Source organism: Candidatus Baltobacteraceae bacterium (genome assembly GCA_036488875.1).
Lineage (GTDB): Bacteria > Vulcanimicrobiota > Vulcanimicrobiia > Vulcanimicrobiales > Vulcanimicrobiaceae > JAFAHZ01.
The window spans coordinates 93,841-109,704 of sequence record DASXGW010000012.1 but is presented as its reverse complement, the minus strand read 5'-3'; the positions used below and the strand labels follow the sequence as shown (position 1 = coordinate 109,704).

Annotated in this window: 15 protein-coding genes and 1 tRNA gene; 8 read left to right on the top strand and 8 right to left on the bottom strand. The window is 63.9% G+C overall.

Annotation, left to right across the window (positions count from 1 at the left end):
• Positions 1 to 61: 61 nt before the first annotated feature.
• Genes VGG89_13515 through VGG89_13505 form a run of 3 tightly spaced genes read left to right on the top strand, consistent with a single transcriptional unit; the run spans position 62 to position 2,664 of the window.
• Positions 62 to 340: a hypothetical protein gene (locus VGG89_13515; GenBank protein ID HEY1977567.1), complete on the top strand. Its 279-nt coding sequence runs from the start codon at positions 62 to 64 to the stop codon at positions 338 to 340.
• 4 nt (positions 341 to 344) lie between these two features.
• Entirely contained in the window at positions 345 to 1,298 is a 954-nt protein-coding gene (locus VGG89_13510) for an L-threonylcarbamoyladenylate synthase (GenBank protein ID HEY1977566.1), read from the top strand.
• Between the two features lie 28 nt (positions 1,299 to 1,326).
• Complete coding sequence (locus tag VGG89_13505) at positions 1,327 to 2,664, top strand: S41 family peptidase (protein HEY1977565.1); 1,338 nt, start codon at positions 1,327 to 1,329, stop codon at positions 2,662 to 2,664.
• Here VGG89_13505 and VGG89_13500 read toward each other — a convergent pair.
• Both VGG89_13500 and VGG89_13495 read right to left on the bottom strand, forming a co-directional pair.
• Entirely contained in the window at positions 2,661 to 3,089 is a 429-nt protein-coding gene (locus tag VGG89_13500) for an ATP-binding protein (protein HEY1977564.1), read from the bottom strand. The two genes, VGG89_13505 and VGG89_13500, sit on opposite strands and share 4 nt — an antisense overlap.
• A gap of 109 nt (positions 3,090 to 3,198) precedes the next feature.
• A complete protein-coding gene (locus VGG89_13495; protein ID HEY1977563.1) occupies positions 3,199 to 4,431 on the bottom strand; it encodes a hypothetical protein in 1,233 nt (410 codons plus the stop codon).
• A gap of 160 nt (positions 4,432 to 4,591) precedes the next feature.
• Here VGG89_13495 and VGG89_13490 point away from each other — a divergent pair.
• The 5 genes from VGG89_13490 to ileS all read left to right on the top strand — a co-directional run bounded on the left by VGG89_13490 (position 4,592) and on the right by ileS (position 11,675).
• Positions 4,592 to 4,664 (top strand) — tRNA-Val (locus VGG89_13490).
• A 122-nt stretch (positions 4,665 to 4,786) separates the two neighbouring features.
• On the top strand, positions 4,787 to 5,578 hold the full coding sequence (locus tag VGG89_13485) for an enoyl-CoA hydratase (GenBank protein HEY1977562.1): 792 nt from the start codon (positions 4,787 to 4,789) through the stop codon (positions 5,576 to 5,578).
• A gap of 173 nt (positions 5,579 to 5,751) precedes the next feature.
• Positions 5,752 to 7,761, top strand: a complete 2,010-nt coding sequence (locus VGG89_13480; GenBank protein HEY1977561.1) for a DUF5693 family protein — start codon at positions 5,752 to 5,754, stop codon at positions 7,759 to 7,761.
• Complete coding sequence (gene csaB, locus VGG89_13475) at positions 7,762 to 8,847, top strand: polysaccharide pyruvyl transferase CsaB (protein HEY1977560.1); 1,086 nt, start codon at positions 7,762 to 7,764, stop codon at positions 8,845 to 8,847.
• Positions 8,844 to 11,675: an isoleucine--tRNA ligase gene (ileS, locus tag VGG89_13470; GenBank protein HEY1977559.1), complete on the top strand. Its 2,832-nt coding sequence runs from the start codon at positions 8,844 to 8,846 to the stop codon at positions 11,673 to 11,675. Before csaB ends, ileS begins: the two co-directional genes overlap by 4 nt.
• Here ileS and VGG89_13465 read toward each other — a convergent pair.
• Genes VGG89_13465 through VGG89_13440 form a run of 6 tightly spaced genes read right to left on the bottom strand, consistent with a single transcriptional unit; the run spans position 11,658 to position 15,857 of the window.
• A complete protein-coding gene (locus VGG89_13465) occupies positions 11,658 to 12,323 on the bottom strand; it encodes a type 1 glutamine amidotransferase domain-containing protein (protein ID HEY1977558.1) in 666 nt (221 codons plus the stop codon). The two genes, ileS and VGG89_13465, sit on opposite strands and share 18 nt — an antisense overlap.
• A 60-nt stretch (positions 12,324 to 12,383) precedes the next feature.
• Positions 12,384 to 12,677 carry a hypothetical protein gene (locus VGG89_13460; protein HEY1977557.1) on the bottom strand — a complete coding sequence of 98 codons (294 nt, stop codon included), beginning with the start codon at positions 12,675 to 12,677 and terminating at the stop codon, positions 12,384 to 12,386.
• Between the two features lie 21 nt (positions 12,678 to 12,698).
• On the bottom strand, positions 12,699 to 13,796 hold the full coding sequence (gene tgt, locus VGG89_13455; protein ID HEY1977556.1) for a tRNA guanosine(34) transglycosylase Tgt: 1,098 nt from the start codon (positions 13,794 to 13,796) through the stop codon (positions 12,699 to 12,701).
• Positions 13,783 to 14,682 carry an RluA family pseudouridine synthase gene (locus VGG89_13450; GenBank protein ID HEY1977555.1) on the bottom strand — a complete coding sequence of 300 codons (900 nt, stop codon included), beginning with the start codon at positions 14,680 to 14,682 and terminating at the stop codon, positions 13,783 to 13,785. The genes tgt and VGG89_13450 overlap by 14 nt, the downstream gene beginning before the upstream one ends.
• On the bottom strand, positions 14,660 to 15,148 hold the full coding sequence (lspA, locus tag VGG89_13445; GenBank protein HEY1977554.1) for a signal peptidase II: 489 nt from the start codon (positions 15,146 to 15,148) through the stop codon (positions 14,660 to 14,662). The genes VGG89_13450 and lspA overlap by 23 nt, the downstream gene beginning before the upstream one ends.
• Positions 15,126 to 15,857, bottom strand: a complete 732-nt coding sequence (locus VGG89_13440) for a cytochrome c biogenesis protein CcdA (protein ID HEY1977553.1) — start codon at positions 15,855 to 15,857, stop codon at positions 15,126 to 15,128. Before VGG89_13440 ends, lspA begins: the two co-directional genes overlap by 23 nt.
• Positions 15,858 to 15,864: the final 7 nt, after the last annotated feature.

The window sequence follows — 15,864 nt, the reverse complement described above, 5'->3', positions numbered from 1 at the left end:
GCGACGTGTGCGCGGAAGGCATGCTCTCCAAACAGTTTCACTTCGTTTTTCGGAGGATCGTTTGAAGAAGCTCGCTGCCACCATGTTGTTCGCTGCTGCGGCCATCGCGCCGGTCGCATCGTTTGCCGCAACGGTGGATTCCGGTTTGATTCCGGACGGCACCTACGTCGTCAAAGTCGAGAAGGTGCAAGACTCGCAGCACGTTCTGGTCGTGATGCAGAACGGCGTCGAGACGACGTTGATCGCGCGCAGCAACATCGATTTCAACAAAGTGAAGACGAACGACGTCATCAAAGTCTCGCTGATCAAAGGTATCGTTCCGGTTTACGTAGTTCAATAACGGTGTGCCCGTCGTCGACGCGAACGCCGAAAGCCTAAACCGCGCAGCATCGCTGCTGCGCGCCGGCGGCGTGGTCGCCTTTCCGACGGAAACCGTCTACGGGCTCGGCGCCGACGCGTTCGACGCGAAAGCCGTCGCACGCATCTTCGAAATCAAAGGCCGGCCCGCGTTCGATCCGCTGATCGTTCACGTTCTCGACGAAGCGATGCTCCGGCGCGTCGCAGCCGACATCTCACCCGCGGCCTCGGAGCTTGCGGCCCGCTTCTGGCCCGGGCCGCTTACGCTGGTGCTGAGCAAACGCCCGGAGGTCCCGGAAATCGTTACCGCGGGTTTGCCGACCGTCGCGGTTCGCATGCCGGCCCATCCCGTCGCTCGCGCGCTGCTCGAGCTTGCCGCCCGGCCACTGGCAGCTCCAAGTGCCAATCCATTCGGCTACCTGAGTCCGACTCGTGCGCAGCACGTCGCGCGCATGTTGGGCGACCGTGCCGATCTCATCCTCGACGGAGGCCCCAGCGACTTCGGCTTGGAGTCGACGATCGTACGCCTCACCCCTCGGCCCGAACTGCTGCGCCGCGGCGCCATTGCGGTCGAGGAGATCGAAGCGGTCGCCGGTCCCCTCTCCGAGCCCGAGGGCGAAGCGTCGCCGCTTTCGCCAGGCCGGCTCCCGCAACACTACGCCCCCGCGACCCCGGTTCGGATCGTCGAGTTCGCAGCCGTGCCGTCGGACGACCGAGCGGGAGCGGCGGCACTAGCGTTCCGCGACGCCCCCGCAGGGTACGCCCACGTACGCGTATTATCCGAGCGCGGCGAACTACGCGAGGCGGCCGCTCGTTTCTTTGAGTGTATGCACGATCTCGACGCGGCGGGACCGTCGCGCATTGACGCGGAGCCGCTGCCGGAGACGGGGCTCGGCGCGGCGATGATGGAACGCCTGCGCCGCGCCGTAGCCTCAGCTTGACTTGGGTTTGGCCGATAGAGGAATAGCGATGACGAGAACCTTTTCCGCAGCGCGGCCGATGGCCGCGTTTGCCATGTCTCTGTTCTTTTGTTTGGGGGCGGCGCCCGACCAACCGATTCCCGGTCCGGTTGCCGCCGACGTTCACGAAAGCTATCGGCTCCTGACGTCGAGTTACTACGATCCCGTCGATCCGCAGACGCTGCTGGCCGCCGCTTCCGACGCGCTCGTCGCCGCGGCCCGCAAACACGGCACGACGATCCAGCCCGCGACCTTGCGCGCGGACGGACAAAACGACGAAATCATGGCCGAGCTCGACGCCGCCATCGCATCGGCCGCCGATTCCGCACACGCCCCGGTCACCGAGTTCGCCTACGCCGCGATCGAGGGAATGACGCACGCCATCGGCGATCGCTACACGCAGTTCTTTACGCCCGAACAGTTTCGGCAGTTCAACGATGCACTCGATCCGGAAAAGATCAGCGGCATCGGCGTCATGATCGCGGCCGACGATGCGTCGGGTAGCGTGCACGTAACGTACGTCGTTCCTGGGACGCCCGCGGAGCACGCCGGTTTGCGCGTCGGCGACGTGTTTATCGCGATCGACGGGACGGTCGTGAAAGGCATGACGGTCGACAACGCCAGCCGTTTGCTGCGCGGAAGCGCCGGAACGCTCGTCGCGGTGAACGTGCAGCGTCAGGGTGACGCGCAACCGCTCGCGTTTTCGATCAAGCGCGAGGAAGTCCAGCCGCCGACGGTCGTTTTCCGCATGCTGCAGGGTGACGTCGGCTACGTGTGGGTGATGGCGTTTGGAAAAGGAACGCCGGATGAGTTCAATACCGCGATCACGCGGCTCAAGGATCAAGGCGCCCGCGCGCTCGTGTTCGATTTGCGCAACGACGGCGGCGGATACGTCGACTCGGCGCTGCGAATCAGCCAGCGATTCATCGCCAACAAAGCCCTCGTGACCGTCGAGGAGCGCGGCGAGCACGCCACGACGATCGAGGCCGACAATCAAGCGACGATTGGGTTGCCGGTTACGGTGCTGGTCAACCAATATACGGCGTCGGCGTCGGAGATCACGGCCGGAGCTCTGCAGGACGACGGCATCGGCGATCTAGTCGGAACGAAGACGTACGGCAAGGGTGTCATGCAGACGCTCACCCCGCTTCCGGACGGCGCGGCGATCAAAATCACGACGGCGCACTATTTGACGCCGAATCATCGCGACATCAATCTACGCGGCATCGATCCCGACGTGCGCGTCGAGGAGCCGCGCGACGCGCGATTCGGCGACGTGGACAAGGACGCGCAACTGCGCGCGGCGCTGCAGCTGTTGCAGCGCAAGATCGCGTCGGCGAAGCCTTAGTCGAAGATCGCTCGAACGGTCTGATCGACCTCGGCCTGCCGCTTACGCGCCAGCCGAACGAGCGTGCCGTTGTGCGAGTACGAGACGTCGTCCATCAAACGACGCATTAAATAAATGCCCAGACCGCGTTCGCGATCGATCGGCGGAGTCGAAACGTCGTCGAAGGGCGAGAAGCCGGAACCGTTGTCGCGCACTTCGACCACGAGCTGATCGCCGTCGAAGGTGCAGCGCACCGAGAAACCACTCGAGCGAGGGCTCTTTCCATGCTCGACCGCGTTGCCGAGCGCTTCTCCAGCCGCTAATCGAATGTCCGCGACCTCTTCTTCAGAGAAGCCGCACACGCAGGCAAAACTCGCGATGCTCCTACGTGCGAGTGACGCATTTCGTGGATCGCTGGTGAAGGTGGCGCGGTAACTAGTGCTCACGATAGTTGTTCCGGGACGCTAAGGCTCTACCCGAAAGCCATTGTGAATAAACGAACGAGCGCCGGCAAAGTGCCGGCGCTCGTCAACGCGTATACGCGACGTTAACGCGTTAGTACGGGAAGCTCACCGTATTCGAAACGCCGCCCGCAGCGATTCCGGTGACGGTGACGTTCGCGCCACCCGCCGGCGTACAGTGCGTCGGATTCTCCGTGGGGGCGAACTGCACGTACACTTGCGTTTGCGTGCTCGTCAACCGGTACGTCGACGTAAACGTCGCCGGATTGGTCGTCGTCCCAAACGTTACGGCGCAGGAGTTGCTCGAGAACTGGATCGGGTTGGTGAGCGACTCACCGAACGGAATCGTTCCGCCCGAGCCGGAGGCCGCGACGAACAGCGGATACACGCCCGTGGCCGCCGTGTCCGGATTGTTCAAGAACGATAGCGTGAGCCCGGTGACGGTCGCCGTTCCTCCTAATATCGAGAACTGCGCCGTGTTGGGTGACGCATCGACGTCGAAGGCCGTAAGAACGATCGTCGTCGGCGGCGTGCACGTCGTGCTCGGCGGCGAGTACGTAACGGTTACCGAACCCGGCGCCTTCGCCAGAGTTACGGACGTTCCCGAGGTGCCGTTTGCCGAGTAGCTGATGCTGCACGACGAGTTGCTCGTCAGCTGGATGGGATTAACGAGCGTCGTACCGGGCGTGAGCGCCGTTCCGGTCGGTCCGAAGGCCGTTACGACGAGCGTGAAGGTTCCGGGGCTCAGCGGGTTCGGCGTCGCCGGCATCGCGAGCGAGATCTTCTTCACGATCGGCTGCGGCGGCGGCGTCGGTGACTTCGTCGGTTTGGACGTCGGTCCAGTCGACGGCGTTGCCGAGGGCTTCGTCGACGGACAATCGGCGACGACGTTAAAGGTGTCGTTTTGCGGACTGGCGTTCTGGTTGAACGCCACGATGCCGACCACCGGATTGCAAGGATCCGACGGTGCGGTATACGTTACCGTAATCGTCGCCGGCGCCGATCCGAACGCGGCCGAGTTGACTTGCTTGCCGTTAACGGCAAACGTCACGCCCGTCCAGTTGGTGTGCAGCGTGATCGGATTCGCGAGCGTCGTTCCTTGCGGTATCGCTTGACCCTTACCAGTGTAGGCCGTGATGTACAGTTTGAAGACCGCGTGCTTGGTGTTCGGACCGGCGACGATCGGCATCGACAGCGCAAGTCTCTTGACGACCGTCGGTCCCGGCGTTGTCTGACGGAACTCCCCGAAATGATCCCCTGTATCGCCGCATGCCGCGAGAATCGCGGCGGAGATCAGCACTAAAAACGCAACGGTCAAGCGACGCATGAAAACCTCACCTATAACGAATACCGAATGTGGCAATTGCCGCAGCCGGTTCTTGCGTGTGGCGTTCGCCGATGGTAACTTCGGTCCTCCGGGCAGCCGCCCGCACTATCGGTTTGACGCACCCGTCCCGCTCGTGCGAAGATGCTTGCGCACGCGCTGTGGGCGATTAGCTCAGCTGGGAGAGCGCCTCCCTTACAAGGAGGATGTCGGCGGTTCGAGCCCGTCATCGCCCATGATTCCCCAAACGCTAGTCGCGTTTGGGGACCCCTGAAGTTTGATAGGCACTCCGCATCGTGCGCGATGCTGCGCGCCCCCCCAACTGCGTTGGGGCCCCCTTACGGGACCAAGGATTCAGATGCAAACAAGTTCATGCGTTAACGTCGAGCGCGACGGCGATGTCGCCGTTCTCACCCTGAGCCGTCCCGAGAAGCGCAATGCGCTGTCGCTCGACATGATGCGCGAGCTGGACGGCGCACTGGCCAGCGCCGGGGCCGATCCCGAGGTTCGCGCCGTCATCCTGCGCGCCGAGGGCCCCGCGTTCTCGGCGGGCCACGATCTGCGCCAGCTCGTGGGCCGCGACGTCGAGGCCTATCGCGAGGTGTTCGACGTCTGCGTCAAGCTCATGGAGCGCGTCCAGTCTATTGCTCAACCGGTCATCGCCGAGGTTGCCGGCGTGGCGACCGCGGCGGGATGCCAGCTGGTGGCGACCTGCGATCTCGCGGTGGCGTCGACGCAGGCGACCTTCGCCACGCCGGGGGTACGCATCGGCCTTTTCTGCAGCACCCCGATGGTCGCGCTGACCCGTGCCGTCGGCCGCAAGCGCGCGATGGAGATGCTGCTTACAGGAGATTCGATCGACGCGGAAACGGCGCGCGACTGGGGGCTGGTCAACCGGGTCGTGCCGCCGGACGAGGTGCACGCCGAAGCCGTCGAGCTGGCGCGAAAGATCGCCGCGGCCAGCGGCGTGGTCGTTGGAATCGGTAAGGCCGCGTTTTATCGTCAGATCGATTTGGAACAGTCGAGTGCCTACGAGTACGCTAAGGAAGTGATGACGTCAAATGCGCTCGAGGAAGACGCTCAGGAAGGCATGAGTGCCTTCTTGAACAAGCGCGTTCCGCAGTGGAAGGGGTCGACTTCGAAGGGTTGAAACGTAGCCGTCCGCGCTGCCGAATCGTGGGCTTACGGCACGCGCGATGAACCACAGACGTCGCCCACACCCGGTATGTGCAAACCCGACAAAAAGGGCATCGCGCATACGCGACGGCAACAGGACTCGCCTATGGCGGGTCCTGTTGTTTTTGGCTCGAAATGGGCGGCTTCGTGAAATTCATCGACTCGCGTACGCGTTATGCCGCAATCGTCTTGCTCGTTGCCCTGCTCGCTTCGCTCGCCGTCGCGGCGTTTCGAGCGCGCGCCGAATCGCACGCCAAACGCGTCGAGCTAGCGATGGACTTCCAAGATTTCGCCGCGCTCGCGCGCTCGTATAACTATAATCCCAGCGCGTTTTTGATCGCGTTGCGGCGCGCGGGGCTCACGTCGCTCGCGCTGACCGAGGAGCTCGGCGGGGCCGTCGGCTACGACGGTAAGGCCTCCGTCTCGACGGGCGCGCAGCTTTTGAATCAGGCGGACATCTCGCCCATCGGCAACCCCACGATCGCGGGACTCATGGCGGCCAAGCGCCTCGACCCCGGCGCGGTGTACCTGCTCGTTGCCGATCCCTCGTCGTACCATCGCTACTTATCGCAGCTGGCGCTGCACTTCGAGCCTAAGAGCGTGCGCGTGCTGCACGCCTCCAAGCCGTATCTCATCGAAGTGCGCACGCAGATCGATTACTTCAACAACACCGCACTGGGAATTCCGACCGATCAACTCGAGCTCGCGCATCATCTCGGCCTGCTCGTCATTCCGCGCTTCCAAAACGACGAGCGTTTCCAAGAGCCGCAGATGAACGCGCTCTTTCGCGACGTACTGAAATACGATCCGAAAGTATCGACCGTCATTTTCTTCGGGCTGCGCAATCAGGTGCTCGGATATCCCGATCACATCGACGACGCGGCGGCAGCGTTCAAAGCGCACACGTTCAACTTCGGAACGATCGAGACGTACGACGACAGTCAGATCCAAAAAGGCAACGTCAGCTTGGCGCGGCTCATCCCGGGCCGCACCGTTCGCGTGCAGGCGATCGCCAAGACCGAGCTGGACAAGATCAAGCTCGACGAGGTCGTCGGGCGCTACGTGCTCGGCGTGCGCGAGCGCAACGTTCGCGTCGTGTACTTGCGGCCGTGGGACCATCAAGACGGATCGCTGTCGATCGAAGCCACCAACGTGGAAATGGTCAAGGCCGTCGCCGACGAGCTAAAAGCCAACGGGTTCAAACTTGGACGCGCGACGCCGATTCTGCCGTATCGCGGCAACAACCGGGCTCTCGTGGGAATCTGCGCGCTTGCCGTTCCGTCGATCTTCGTGCTGCTGCTCGGCTTCTTCGGCTGGTATCGTCCCGGCTGGGCCATCGCGGCCTACGCGCTGACGATCCTCGTGTACGCGGCGGGTGTCGCCAGTCATCACGACTTGGTGGCGCGTTCGATCGTCGCGCTCGCCGGCGCGCTGCTCTTTGAGATCGCCGCATTCCTCGTATTGATTCCGGCGTTTGCCGAGACGCCGTCCCCGCGCAGCGGCGAACAGATCGCGCGCAGCCTCGGCTGGACGCTCGCCGCAACCGGCGTCGCGCTGCTCGGCGCGCTCGTCGTCGTGGGCTTGATGAGCTCGCCGCTGGCGATGGAGGAGATCGAGCGTTTCCGCGGCGTCAAAGCGGTACTGGCCTTCGCGCCGTTCGCCGCGCTGGTGCTCTATATGTTCGACAAGCGGTACGGCTCGGGCGTCGAGCGTCCGCGCGACGTGTTCCTGTCGCCCGTACTGACGTATCAACTCTTCGCGGGCATCGTTATCGTCGCCGCCGGCATATTGCTGGTGATGCGCAGCGGCAACGAGAGCGACGTCTCGCCGTCGCAGATCGAGCTGACGTTGCGGCACGTGCTGACGAGTATTTTGAGCGTGCGTCCGCGCTTCAAAGAGTTCTTGATCGGATTCCCGTGCATGATGCTCGTGTCCGCGCTGTTGCCGCTGCACCGGCGCGCGATCGGCTGGCTGCTCGCGCTCGGGATCGGCGTCGGCATCGGCGACGTTGTCGATACGTTTTCGCACCTGCACACGCCGCTGGCCGTCTCGATATTGCGCGTCTTCAACGGCCTGTGGGTTGGAGCCATCATCGGCATCGCGCTCATTTGGCTCTATCGCCGGTTCGCTCGGCCTGTCTCCACAACGACACGATAAATGCGCGTTCTGATCTCGGGCTACTACGGGTTCGGCAACCTCGGCGACGAGGCGTTGCTGGAAGTCATCGTGCAGCGTCTGCGCGAGCGCTTTCCGCAGCTCGATCTCGAGGTGCTGTCGGCCACGCCGCAAGCGACCGCCGCGGCATATAACGTTGCCAGCGTGCCGCGTTGGCAGTGGCGATCGGTACGCGAAGCGATCGGGCGCGCCGACGTCGTGGTTTCGGGCGGCGGCGGACTGCTGCAAAACGCCACCAGCTTGCGCAGCCTGCTGTATTACGTGGCGATTCTGCGCGACGCGATTCGCTCGAAACGCAAAACGATGATCTTCGCGCAATCGGTCGGGCCGCTCGACGGATTGGGGCGCTTCATCGTGGGGCGCTACTGCCGCGGCCTCAAACGCGCGACCGTTCGCGACGAGCGCTCGCGCGAGCTGCTGCAATCGATGCTGCCGCGGACTCCCGTCGAGCGTACGTCGGATCCGGTGTTTCTGTACGACGCACCCGACGCGGAGGTCGATCTCTCAGGCGAAGGGTTAGGACCGGAAAGCGGACCGTACGCCGTCGTGAGCGTGCGCAAAACGAGCGGAATGCAGGACGGCGGCCGCGTCATCGCGCGCGCGGTCGACCGGTTAGCCAAAGAGCACGGCATCCGGACGGCATTTTTGCCTCTGGGCGGGATCGGCGACGCCGAGGTGTCGACGGCGATCATTCGGCAATGCACCTCGACGCCGGTGTTGCTGCCCGAGTCGACCTTACCGCGGGCGGCCGCGGTGTTGCGCGGCGCGCGCGTGGTCGTCGGCATGCGGCTGCACGCGTTGATCCTGGCCGCGCGGTACGCAGTGCCGTTCTTGGCGGTTCCCTACGATCCCAAGGTCGCGGCGCTGTGCAGCGATCTCGCGTATCCGCTCGAACCGCTATGGACTCCCGGGCGGCCCAAGTCCGACGACGAAACGGTCGACGCACTCGTCGACAGGCTGGTTGCCGAGCGCGACGCTCTTTCCGCCCACCTGTCCGGGCGGGTCGAGGCGGTACGGCGGTTGGCCGAGCGGAACTTCGACGTCCTGGACGAGTTAATGAAGGAGTGAGCGAGAACACCGTGGCCCGCGATTATCGCGAGACGTTGAACCTACCCAAGACCGAGTTCCCGATGAAGGCGGATTTGCCGAAACGGGAACCCGACCGCGTGCGCTGGTGGAAAGAGCACCGGACGTACGAGCGCCGCTTGGAGCATAACGCTCCCAACGGCCCCTGGGTCTTTCACGACGGACCGCCGTACGCCAATAACGAGCCGCACATGGGCGGTTTCTTCAACATGGTTCTCAAGGACATGTTCGTGAAGATCGCGCTGCTCGGCGGCAAGTACGCAAAGTTCGTTCCGGGCTGGGACATGCACGGACTGCCCATCGAGCTGGAGACGCTCAAGCATTTGGGCATCAAGGATTTCCACGACATCGACCCGCTCGAGCTGCGCCGTCAGTGCGCGGAACGCGCGCTCTTTTGGCTGGACAAGCAGCGCGAGATTCGCATCCGCATGGGGAACTTCGGGTTGTGGGATCAGCCGTATCGCACGATCGATCCTTCGTTCGAAGCGACCATCGTCAACGCCCTCGCCGATCTCGCCGAGAAGCAGCAAATCTATAAAGGTTTGCGCTCGACGTTGTGGTGCGTGCACGACGAAACCGCGCTGGCCGAAGCCGAGATCGAGTACGAGACGAAGAAGTCGCCCTCGATCTACGTCCGCTTTACCGCTAATGACGAACAGCGCAGCGCAATTGCTAATGTCATCCTGAGCGTAGCGCCCGAAGGGCGCGAAGTCGAAGGGCAGGCGTTTCTCCACGATAGCAAGATCCGGCTCTCGTTTCTCATTTGGACGACGACGCCGTGGACGTTGCCGGCTAACGTGGCAATCGCGCTGCGCCCGGACGCCACCTACGGGTTGTATCGCATCGGCGAAGAGTTGCTCATCCTTGCGACCGCGCTCGCGCCGCAGGCGCTGGGCGAGCGGTTCAAGGATGCCGAGCTGCTCGCGCAGGTTGCCGGCAAGGAGCTCGACGGATTAGCGGTGCGCCATCCGTTCATGGATCGCGATTGCGCAATCGTGCTCGCCGATTACGTCGACCTCGAAACCGGAACGGGCGCGGTGCACACGGCGCCGGGGCACGGAGCCGACGACTTCGATACGGGCGTCAAATACAATCTGCCGATTCTCAATCCCGTCGACGCGCGCGGACACTTCACATCGGAAGCGGGTCCGTACGCCGGCCAGTTCATCTTCAAGGCCAACAAAGCAATTGTGGAAGATCTCGAGCGCAGCGGCGCGCTGTGGAGCGCCGGCGAAATCGAGCATTCGTATCCGCACTGCTGGCGCTGCCACAATCCGGTGATCTTCCGCGCGACCGCGCAGTGGTTCATCGCGATGGATCAAAACGTGCTGCGTCAGCGCGCCGTCGACGCAATCGACGACGTCGAGTACACGCCCCAATGGGGCAAAATGCGCCAGCGCCAGATGATCGAGACGCATCCGGAGTGGTGCATCTCACGGCAGCGTACGTGGGGCACACCGATTCCGGCGATCGTCTGTCTGAACTGCGGCGAATCGACGCTCGACCCGCGGGTGGCGCGGCTGGCCGCAAAACGCTTTGCCGACGTGGGTGCCGGCGCGTGGTGGAGCGATCCGGTCGAAACGTACCTTCCGGAAGGTTTTGCCTGTCCGTCGTGCGCCGGTACGACGTTCGAAAAAGAGTTCAACATCGTCGACATCTGGTTTGAGTCCGGCGTCACGCATCTGGCAGTCCTGGGGCGCGAGGGTCTTCCGTGGCCGTCGGACATGGTGCTCGAGGGCGCCGACCAGTATCGCGGCTGGTTCCGCAGCTCGCTCATCACGGGCGTTGCGATAAAAGGGCGCGCGCCGTACAAGCACGTCGTGACTCACGGCTGGGTCAACGACGAACAGGGTCGCGCGATGTCCAAATCGCTCGGCACCGGCATCGGGGCGCGCGAGGCAATGGAGAAGTTCGGCGCCGACGTATTGCGCCTCTGGGTTGCGTCGGTCGAGTTCTTCGACGACGTGCGCTTCGGTCCGAACGTGGTCGATCAGATCGGCCGCGTCTACCGGAACCTGCGTAATCGCATCCGCTTCATGCTCTCCAATCTCGAGGATCTCGCGCCCGCGGACGTCGTCGAACGCGACGCGATGCAGCCGCTCGACCGGCTCGCGTGCAACGTCACCGATCTGTTCGTTACCGGCGTCAAGCTCGCGTACGACCGGACGAACTTGCACGACGCATATTTGGAGATCGTCAATTTCGAGAGCGCGATGTCGGGCCTGTATTTCGACGCGCTCAAGGATCCGCTCTACTCGCGCGCGAGCAACGATCCGCGACGGCGCAGCGCGCAATCGGCGCTGCTCTACGTGTTAACCAGCTTTCTGACCGCGATCGCGCCGGTGCTGTCGTTTACGGCCGAGGAAGCGTGGCAGGCGCTCCCCGAGGCGCTGCGCGGCGACGCCGAAAGCGTCTTCGACACGTCGTTCCGCACCGTGCACGGAAAGGCGGAATCGCTGGAAGCGGACCTCGCGCTGTGGGACGACCTGCGCGCCTTGCGCGCGCGCGTCGCGGCCAGCGAATCGCCGCGCGATTTCGAAGCACAGCTGCGCCTGGACGTGGCCAAACCGTTGTACGCGAAACTGGCGGCACTCGGCGACAACCTGCGCGAGGCGCTCGTCGTCTCGCAGCTCGAGCTCAACGAGGCGCAGACTACGGACGGCGCGACGGGTGTAACTGGATTCGAGCTACGCAACGCCGCCGGCGAGAAGTGCCAGCGCTGCTGGAAGTTTCGGCCGTTGGGTGTCGACCCCGAGCACCCGGCGATCTGCGCGGATTGCGCCGCGGTCGTCTCACACGCGCGCGCGTAGCGCTTCGATCACGGCTCGAGCGGCGCTCTCGCTCGATTGCGGATTCTGTCCGGTGACCCAGTTCCCGTCGACCTCGACGTGATCGGACCAATCCGGCCCTTCGACCACGTTCGCGCCTTGCGAGCGCAGCTTGGACGCGAGCAGAAACGGCATCAACGCGTCGAGTTTGGTCGCGCGCTCTTCGGCATCGGTAAAGCACGTGATACGCCGTCCGTCGACGAGCGTGCGCGGCTGGGCGGCGCGAATGGCGTCGACGAACGCGGCCGGTCCGTGGCAGACCGCCGCGACGATCTTTCCCTGCGCGTCGAGCTCGCTGACGAGCGCTTTGAGCGGCTGGCTCTTCGCGAGGTCGAACATCGTTCCGTGACCGCCGGGAAGAAAGACCGCGTCGTATTGGTAGGCGTCGCCGGCCTGCTGCAAAGTCACGGTGTTCTCGAGCGCGTGCATCACCGCATCGTCGGCTTTGACACCTTCGAACGAGCGCGGATCGACCGGCGTCGCTCCGCCCCGTAGACTCGCGGTAACGACGTCGAAGCCCTCGCGCCGGAAGGCCGCGTACGGCGCGGCATATTCCTCGTACCACAGTCCCGTTGGGTGCTGCGCGTCGATTTCGGAGTGTCCGGTGACGATTATCAGTATCTTCGCCATAACTCACCTTCGAACAGCGCAGCACCGTGACGGGATTCAGGGGTCGGGTCGGTCGCTAGGTTAGCACCAGTGACCCGGAGTGTACCACCATCCGCGCGCTGGTGTGTGGTGCCACCCGCCGGGGCACCAGTGTCCCGCATGCAGTACATAATGCCCGTGTACCCACACGTACCGCACGCCGTTCCATCGGTAGTAACCCGGCACCCAAACGTAGCCGTGCCCGGGCGAAACGGGAATGGTTTCGACTACCGGCGCCGGTGGGGCGACGGTAACGTAGACTTGGGCCGCTGCCGGCAGAGCCGCTGCGAAGAACGTAACAGCCGCCAGCACAGCCGCTGCGATGTGCTGTTTCATCTGCCCGTTCTACCCAGACGGTTACGATGGACCCGCTTGCTTGAGGTGCGCGTCCCTGAAATCTAACCAACGATGCGACGCGATCGCGTCGCGAGCCGCAGACATGAGTTCGTCGAGAACGCAGACGTTATGGAGCGAGAGCAGCCGCGGTCCGAGCATCTCCTTCGAGCGAAAGAGATGCGCGAGATACGCGCGTGAGAACGTCGTGCACGTGTAACAGCCGCACGATGCATCGACGGGCGCGAAGTCGTTGACGAAGGCCGCATTGAAGATGTTGAACTCGCCGTCGCGCGTCATCGCGCGCCCGTTGCGTCCGCAGCGCGTCGGGTAGACGCAGTCGAACATATCGATGCCGCAATCGACTGCGGTCAAGAGATCGCGCACCGTTCCGACGCCCATGAGGTAACGCGGTTTCTCCGCGGGCAGCAGCGCCGCCGTCGCGCGCGCCGTCCCGTACATCTCTTCGCGAGTTTCGCCGACCGAAAGCCCGCCGATCGCGTATCCCGGCAGATCGAGCTCGGCGATTTCGCGCGCGCTGCGCTCCCTTAAGCTCGAGTCTAAACCGCCTTGCACGATGCCGAAGAGCGCGCATCCGGATCGCGTTCGCGCGGCGGCAGAACGGCGCGCCCAATCGGTCGTGAGCCTTACGGATTCTTCGAGTTGCTCGCGCGTCGCGGGAAGCTTCACGCAGACGTCGAGCACCATCGCGACGTCAACGCCGATGTTCTCTTGAAATGCGACGACGTTTTCCGGCGTGAAACGATGCTCGCTGCCGTCGAGATGCGACCGAAACGTCACGCCCTCGTCGTCGAGCTTCCGGCGGCCCTCGAGGCTAAACACTTGAAACCCGCCCGAGTCGGTCAGAATCGGGCCGTCCCACGCCATGAAGCGATGCAGACCCCCGGCGGCCTCGATCGTCGCCAAACCCGGACGCAGCCACAGGTGATACGTATTCGCAAGCACGATTTGTGCGTGCGCTTCGCGCAGGTCGCGCGGCGTCAAACCTTTGACCGTTGCCGCAGTTCCGACCGGCATGAAGCAGGGCGTTTCGACGGTGCCGTGCGTGAGCCGCAGCGTCCCGCGGCGTGCCTGCCCGTCGGTTGCGTTAAGGGCGAACACGCAGCGACTCGCGGGCTTGCGTGTATTCGGGCGGAGGATCGGCTTCGAAGACGAGCGTCTTGCCCGTGCGTGGATGGTCGAGCGAAAGACGCCACGCGTGAAGTGCTTGTCCGGGCATTCCGTACTGCGACTCGGACCGTCCGTAGACCGGATCGTTGAGAATCGGATGACCCATCGCGGCGACGTGCACGCGAATCTGATGCGTCCGTCCCGTCTCCAAGGTAAACGTGAGTTCCGCGTGGCGTGCGAACGTTTGGCGTACCGCATAGTGCGTGACCGCGGGTTTGCCGTCGGCGACGATCGCGAACTTCAAACGGTTGTGAGGATCGCGGCCGATCGGACCGTCGATCGTGCCGCGCGCGTGCTCGGGAACCCCGTGTACGAGGCCGAGATACTCGCGCGAAATCTCGCGCCGTTTCATCGCGATGCCTAACGCCGATAGCGCGCGCTCGGTCTTGGCCACGACCAGCAGCCCCGACGTATCGCGATCGAGCCGGTGCACCAAGCCCGGACGGACCTCGTGCCCGGGCAGCGCGCCGCCGGCGTGCGCGAGCAGCGCGTTTACCAGAGTTCCGCTCGTGGCGCTGCGCGCGGGATGCGTGATCATCCCGGCCGGTTTGTCGACCACGATGATGTCCTCGTCTTCGTAGACGATCGGGATATCGATCGCCTCGGGCTGTGCGATCAGCGGCGGCGCCGGCGCAACCTCGTACTCGAGCAGGTCGCCGTCTTCGAGCAGGCGGCTTGCCTTAGCCGTCTCGCCATTGACGCGCACGCTTCCGTTTCTAATCGCGGTGGCGACGAGCGAACGGGACGCGCCGGTGCGCCGCGCGACGGCGACGTCGACGCGCTTGCCGGCCTCCTCAGGCGTGACGGCGTGAGACAAGGGAAGAAAGGAGCAGCAGCGCGACGCCCACGGTAATGCAGGAGTCGGCTACGTTGAAAATGTTGGGCCAAATGCGGTAGAAGTCGACGAAATCGATGACGTATCCGTAGTGCAGCCGGTCGACGATGTTCCCGATCGCGCCGCCGACGATCATGCCGAACGCGACGCGGACGAGCCGCGAGCGTTCCGCCGCGTCGCGGAAGCTGTACCAGAAGAGGACCAAGACGACGATCGCCATGCCGATGAGCAATACCGCGTTGCTGCCGAAGAGGCCGAACGCGCCGTGAAAGTTTCGCTCGTACGTCCACTTGAGAAAGTGGGGAACGACGTAGCGGCTTTCTCCCGGCAAGAACGACCCGACGACGAGGTGTTTGGTGTACTGATCGAGCCAAAGAACGGCGATGGCCACCGCCGCGATCACGAGCGCGTTGACGAGGCCGATATTAAATTTTCGGTTGCGGAACAAAACTGTAAAACCATCCTGCGACGTTGAGAAATGCGTTGTTGATCAAGACGAAGCCGACGGCGATGAGAAACGCACCCGAAGCGAACTCGATCGCGCGAAGGTAACGGCGCAGTCGCGCCAGTGCGGGAAGCACGGCGCCGATGGCGGCGGCCGTAATGAGAAACGGCAGCGCCAGGCCGAGGGAGTAGAAGGAGAGCAGCGCGGCGGCTTCGCCGTTATGCTGTTGCGACGCGAGCGCAAGAATCCCAGCGAGAATCGGGCCGATGCACGGCGACCAGCCGGCCGCAAACGCCATGCCGACTACGAGCGACGTCCAAAACGATCGCCGGTCGTGCTGCAGGTGCGCGCGTTTGTCCATCATGAGAAACGGAATTCGAAGAAGACCCATCATTTGCAGGCCGAGAATAACGACCAGCACGCCGCCGATCTGCGAAATGAGCGTTCGGTTCGCGTTGAGCGCGCCGCCGATGGCGCTGGCCGTGAGCCCCAGCGCGATGAAGACGACGCTGAACCCGAGCACGAAGGCGACCGCGTGCCCCATCGTCTGCGCGCGCGCGTTTGCCGCCGTTTCCGCCTTCAAATCCTCGAGACTCTCGCCGGTGAGCAGCGACAGGTACGCGGGCACCAGCGGGAGGACGCACGGCGAAACGAAGGAAACCAGGCCCGCCAGGAAGGCAATGCCGGCCGTAAGATGCGTTGTCGAGCTCATGCGATTG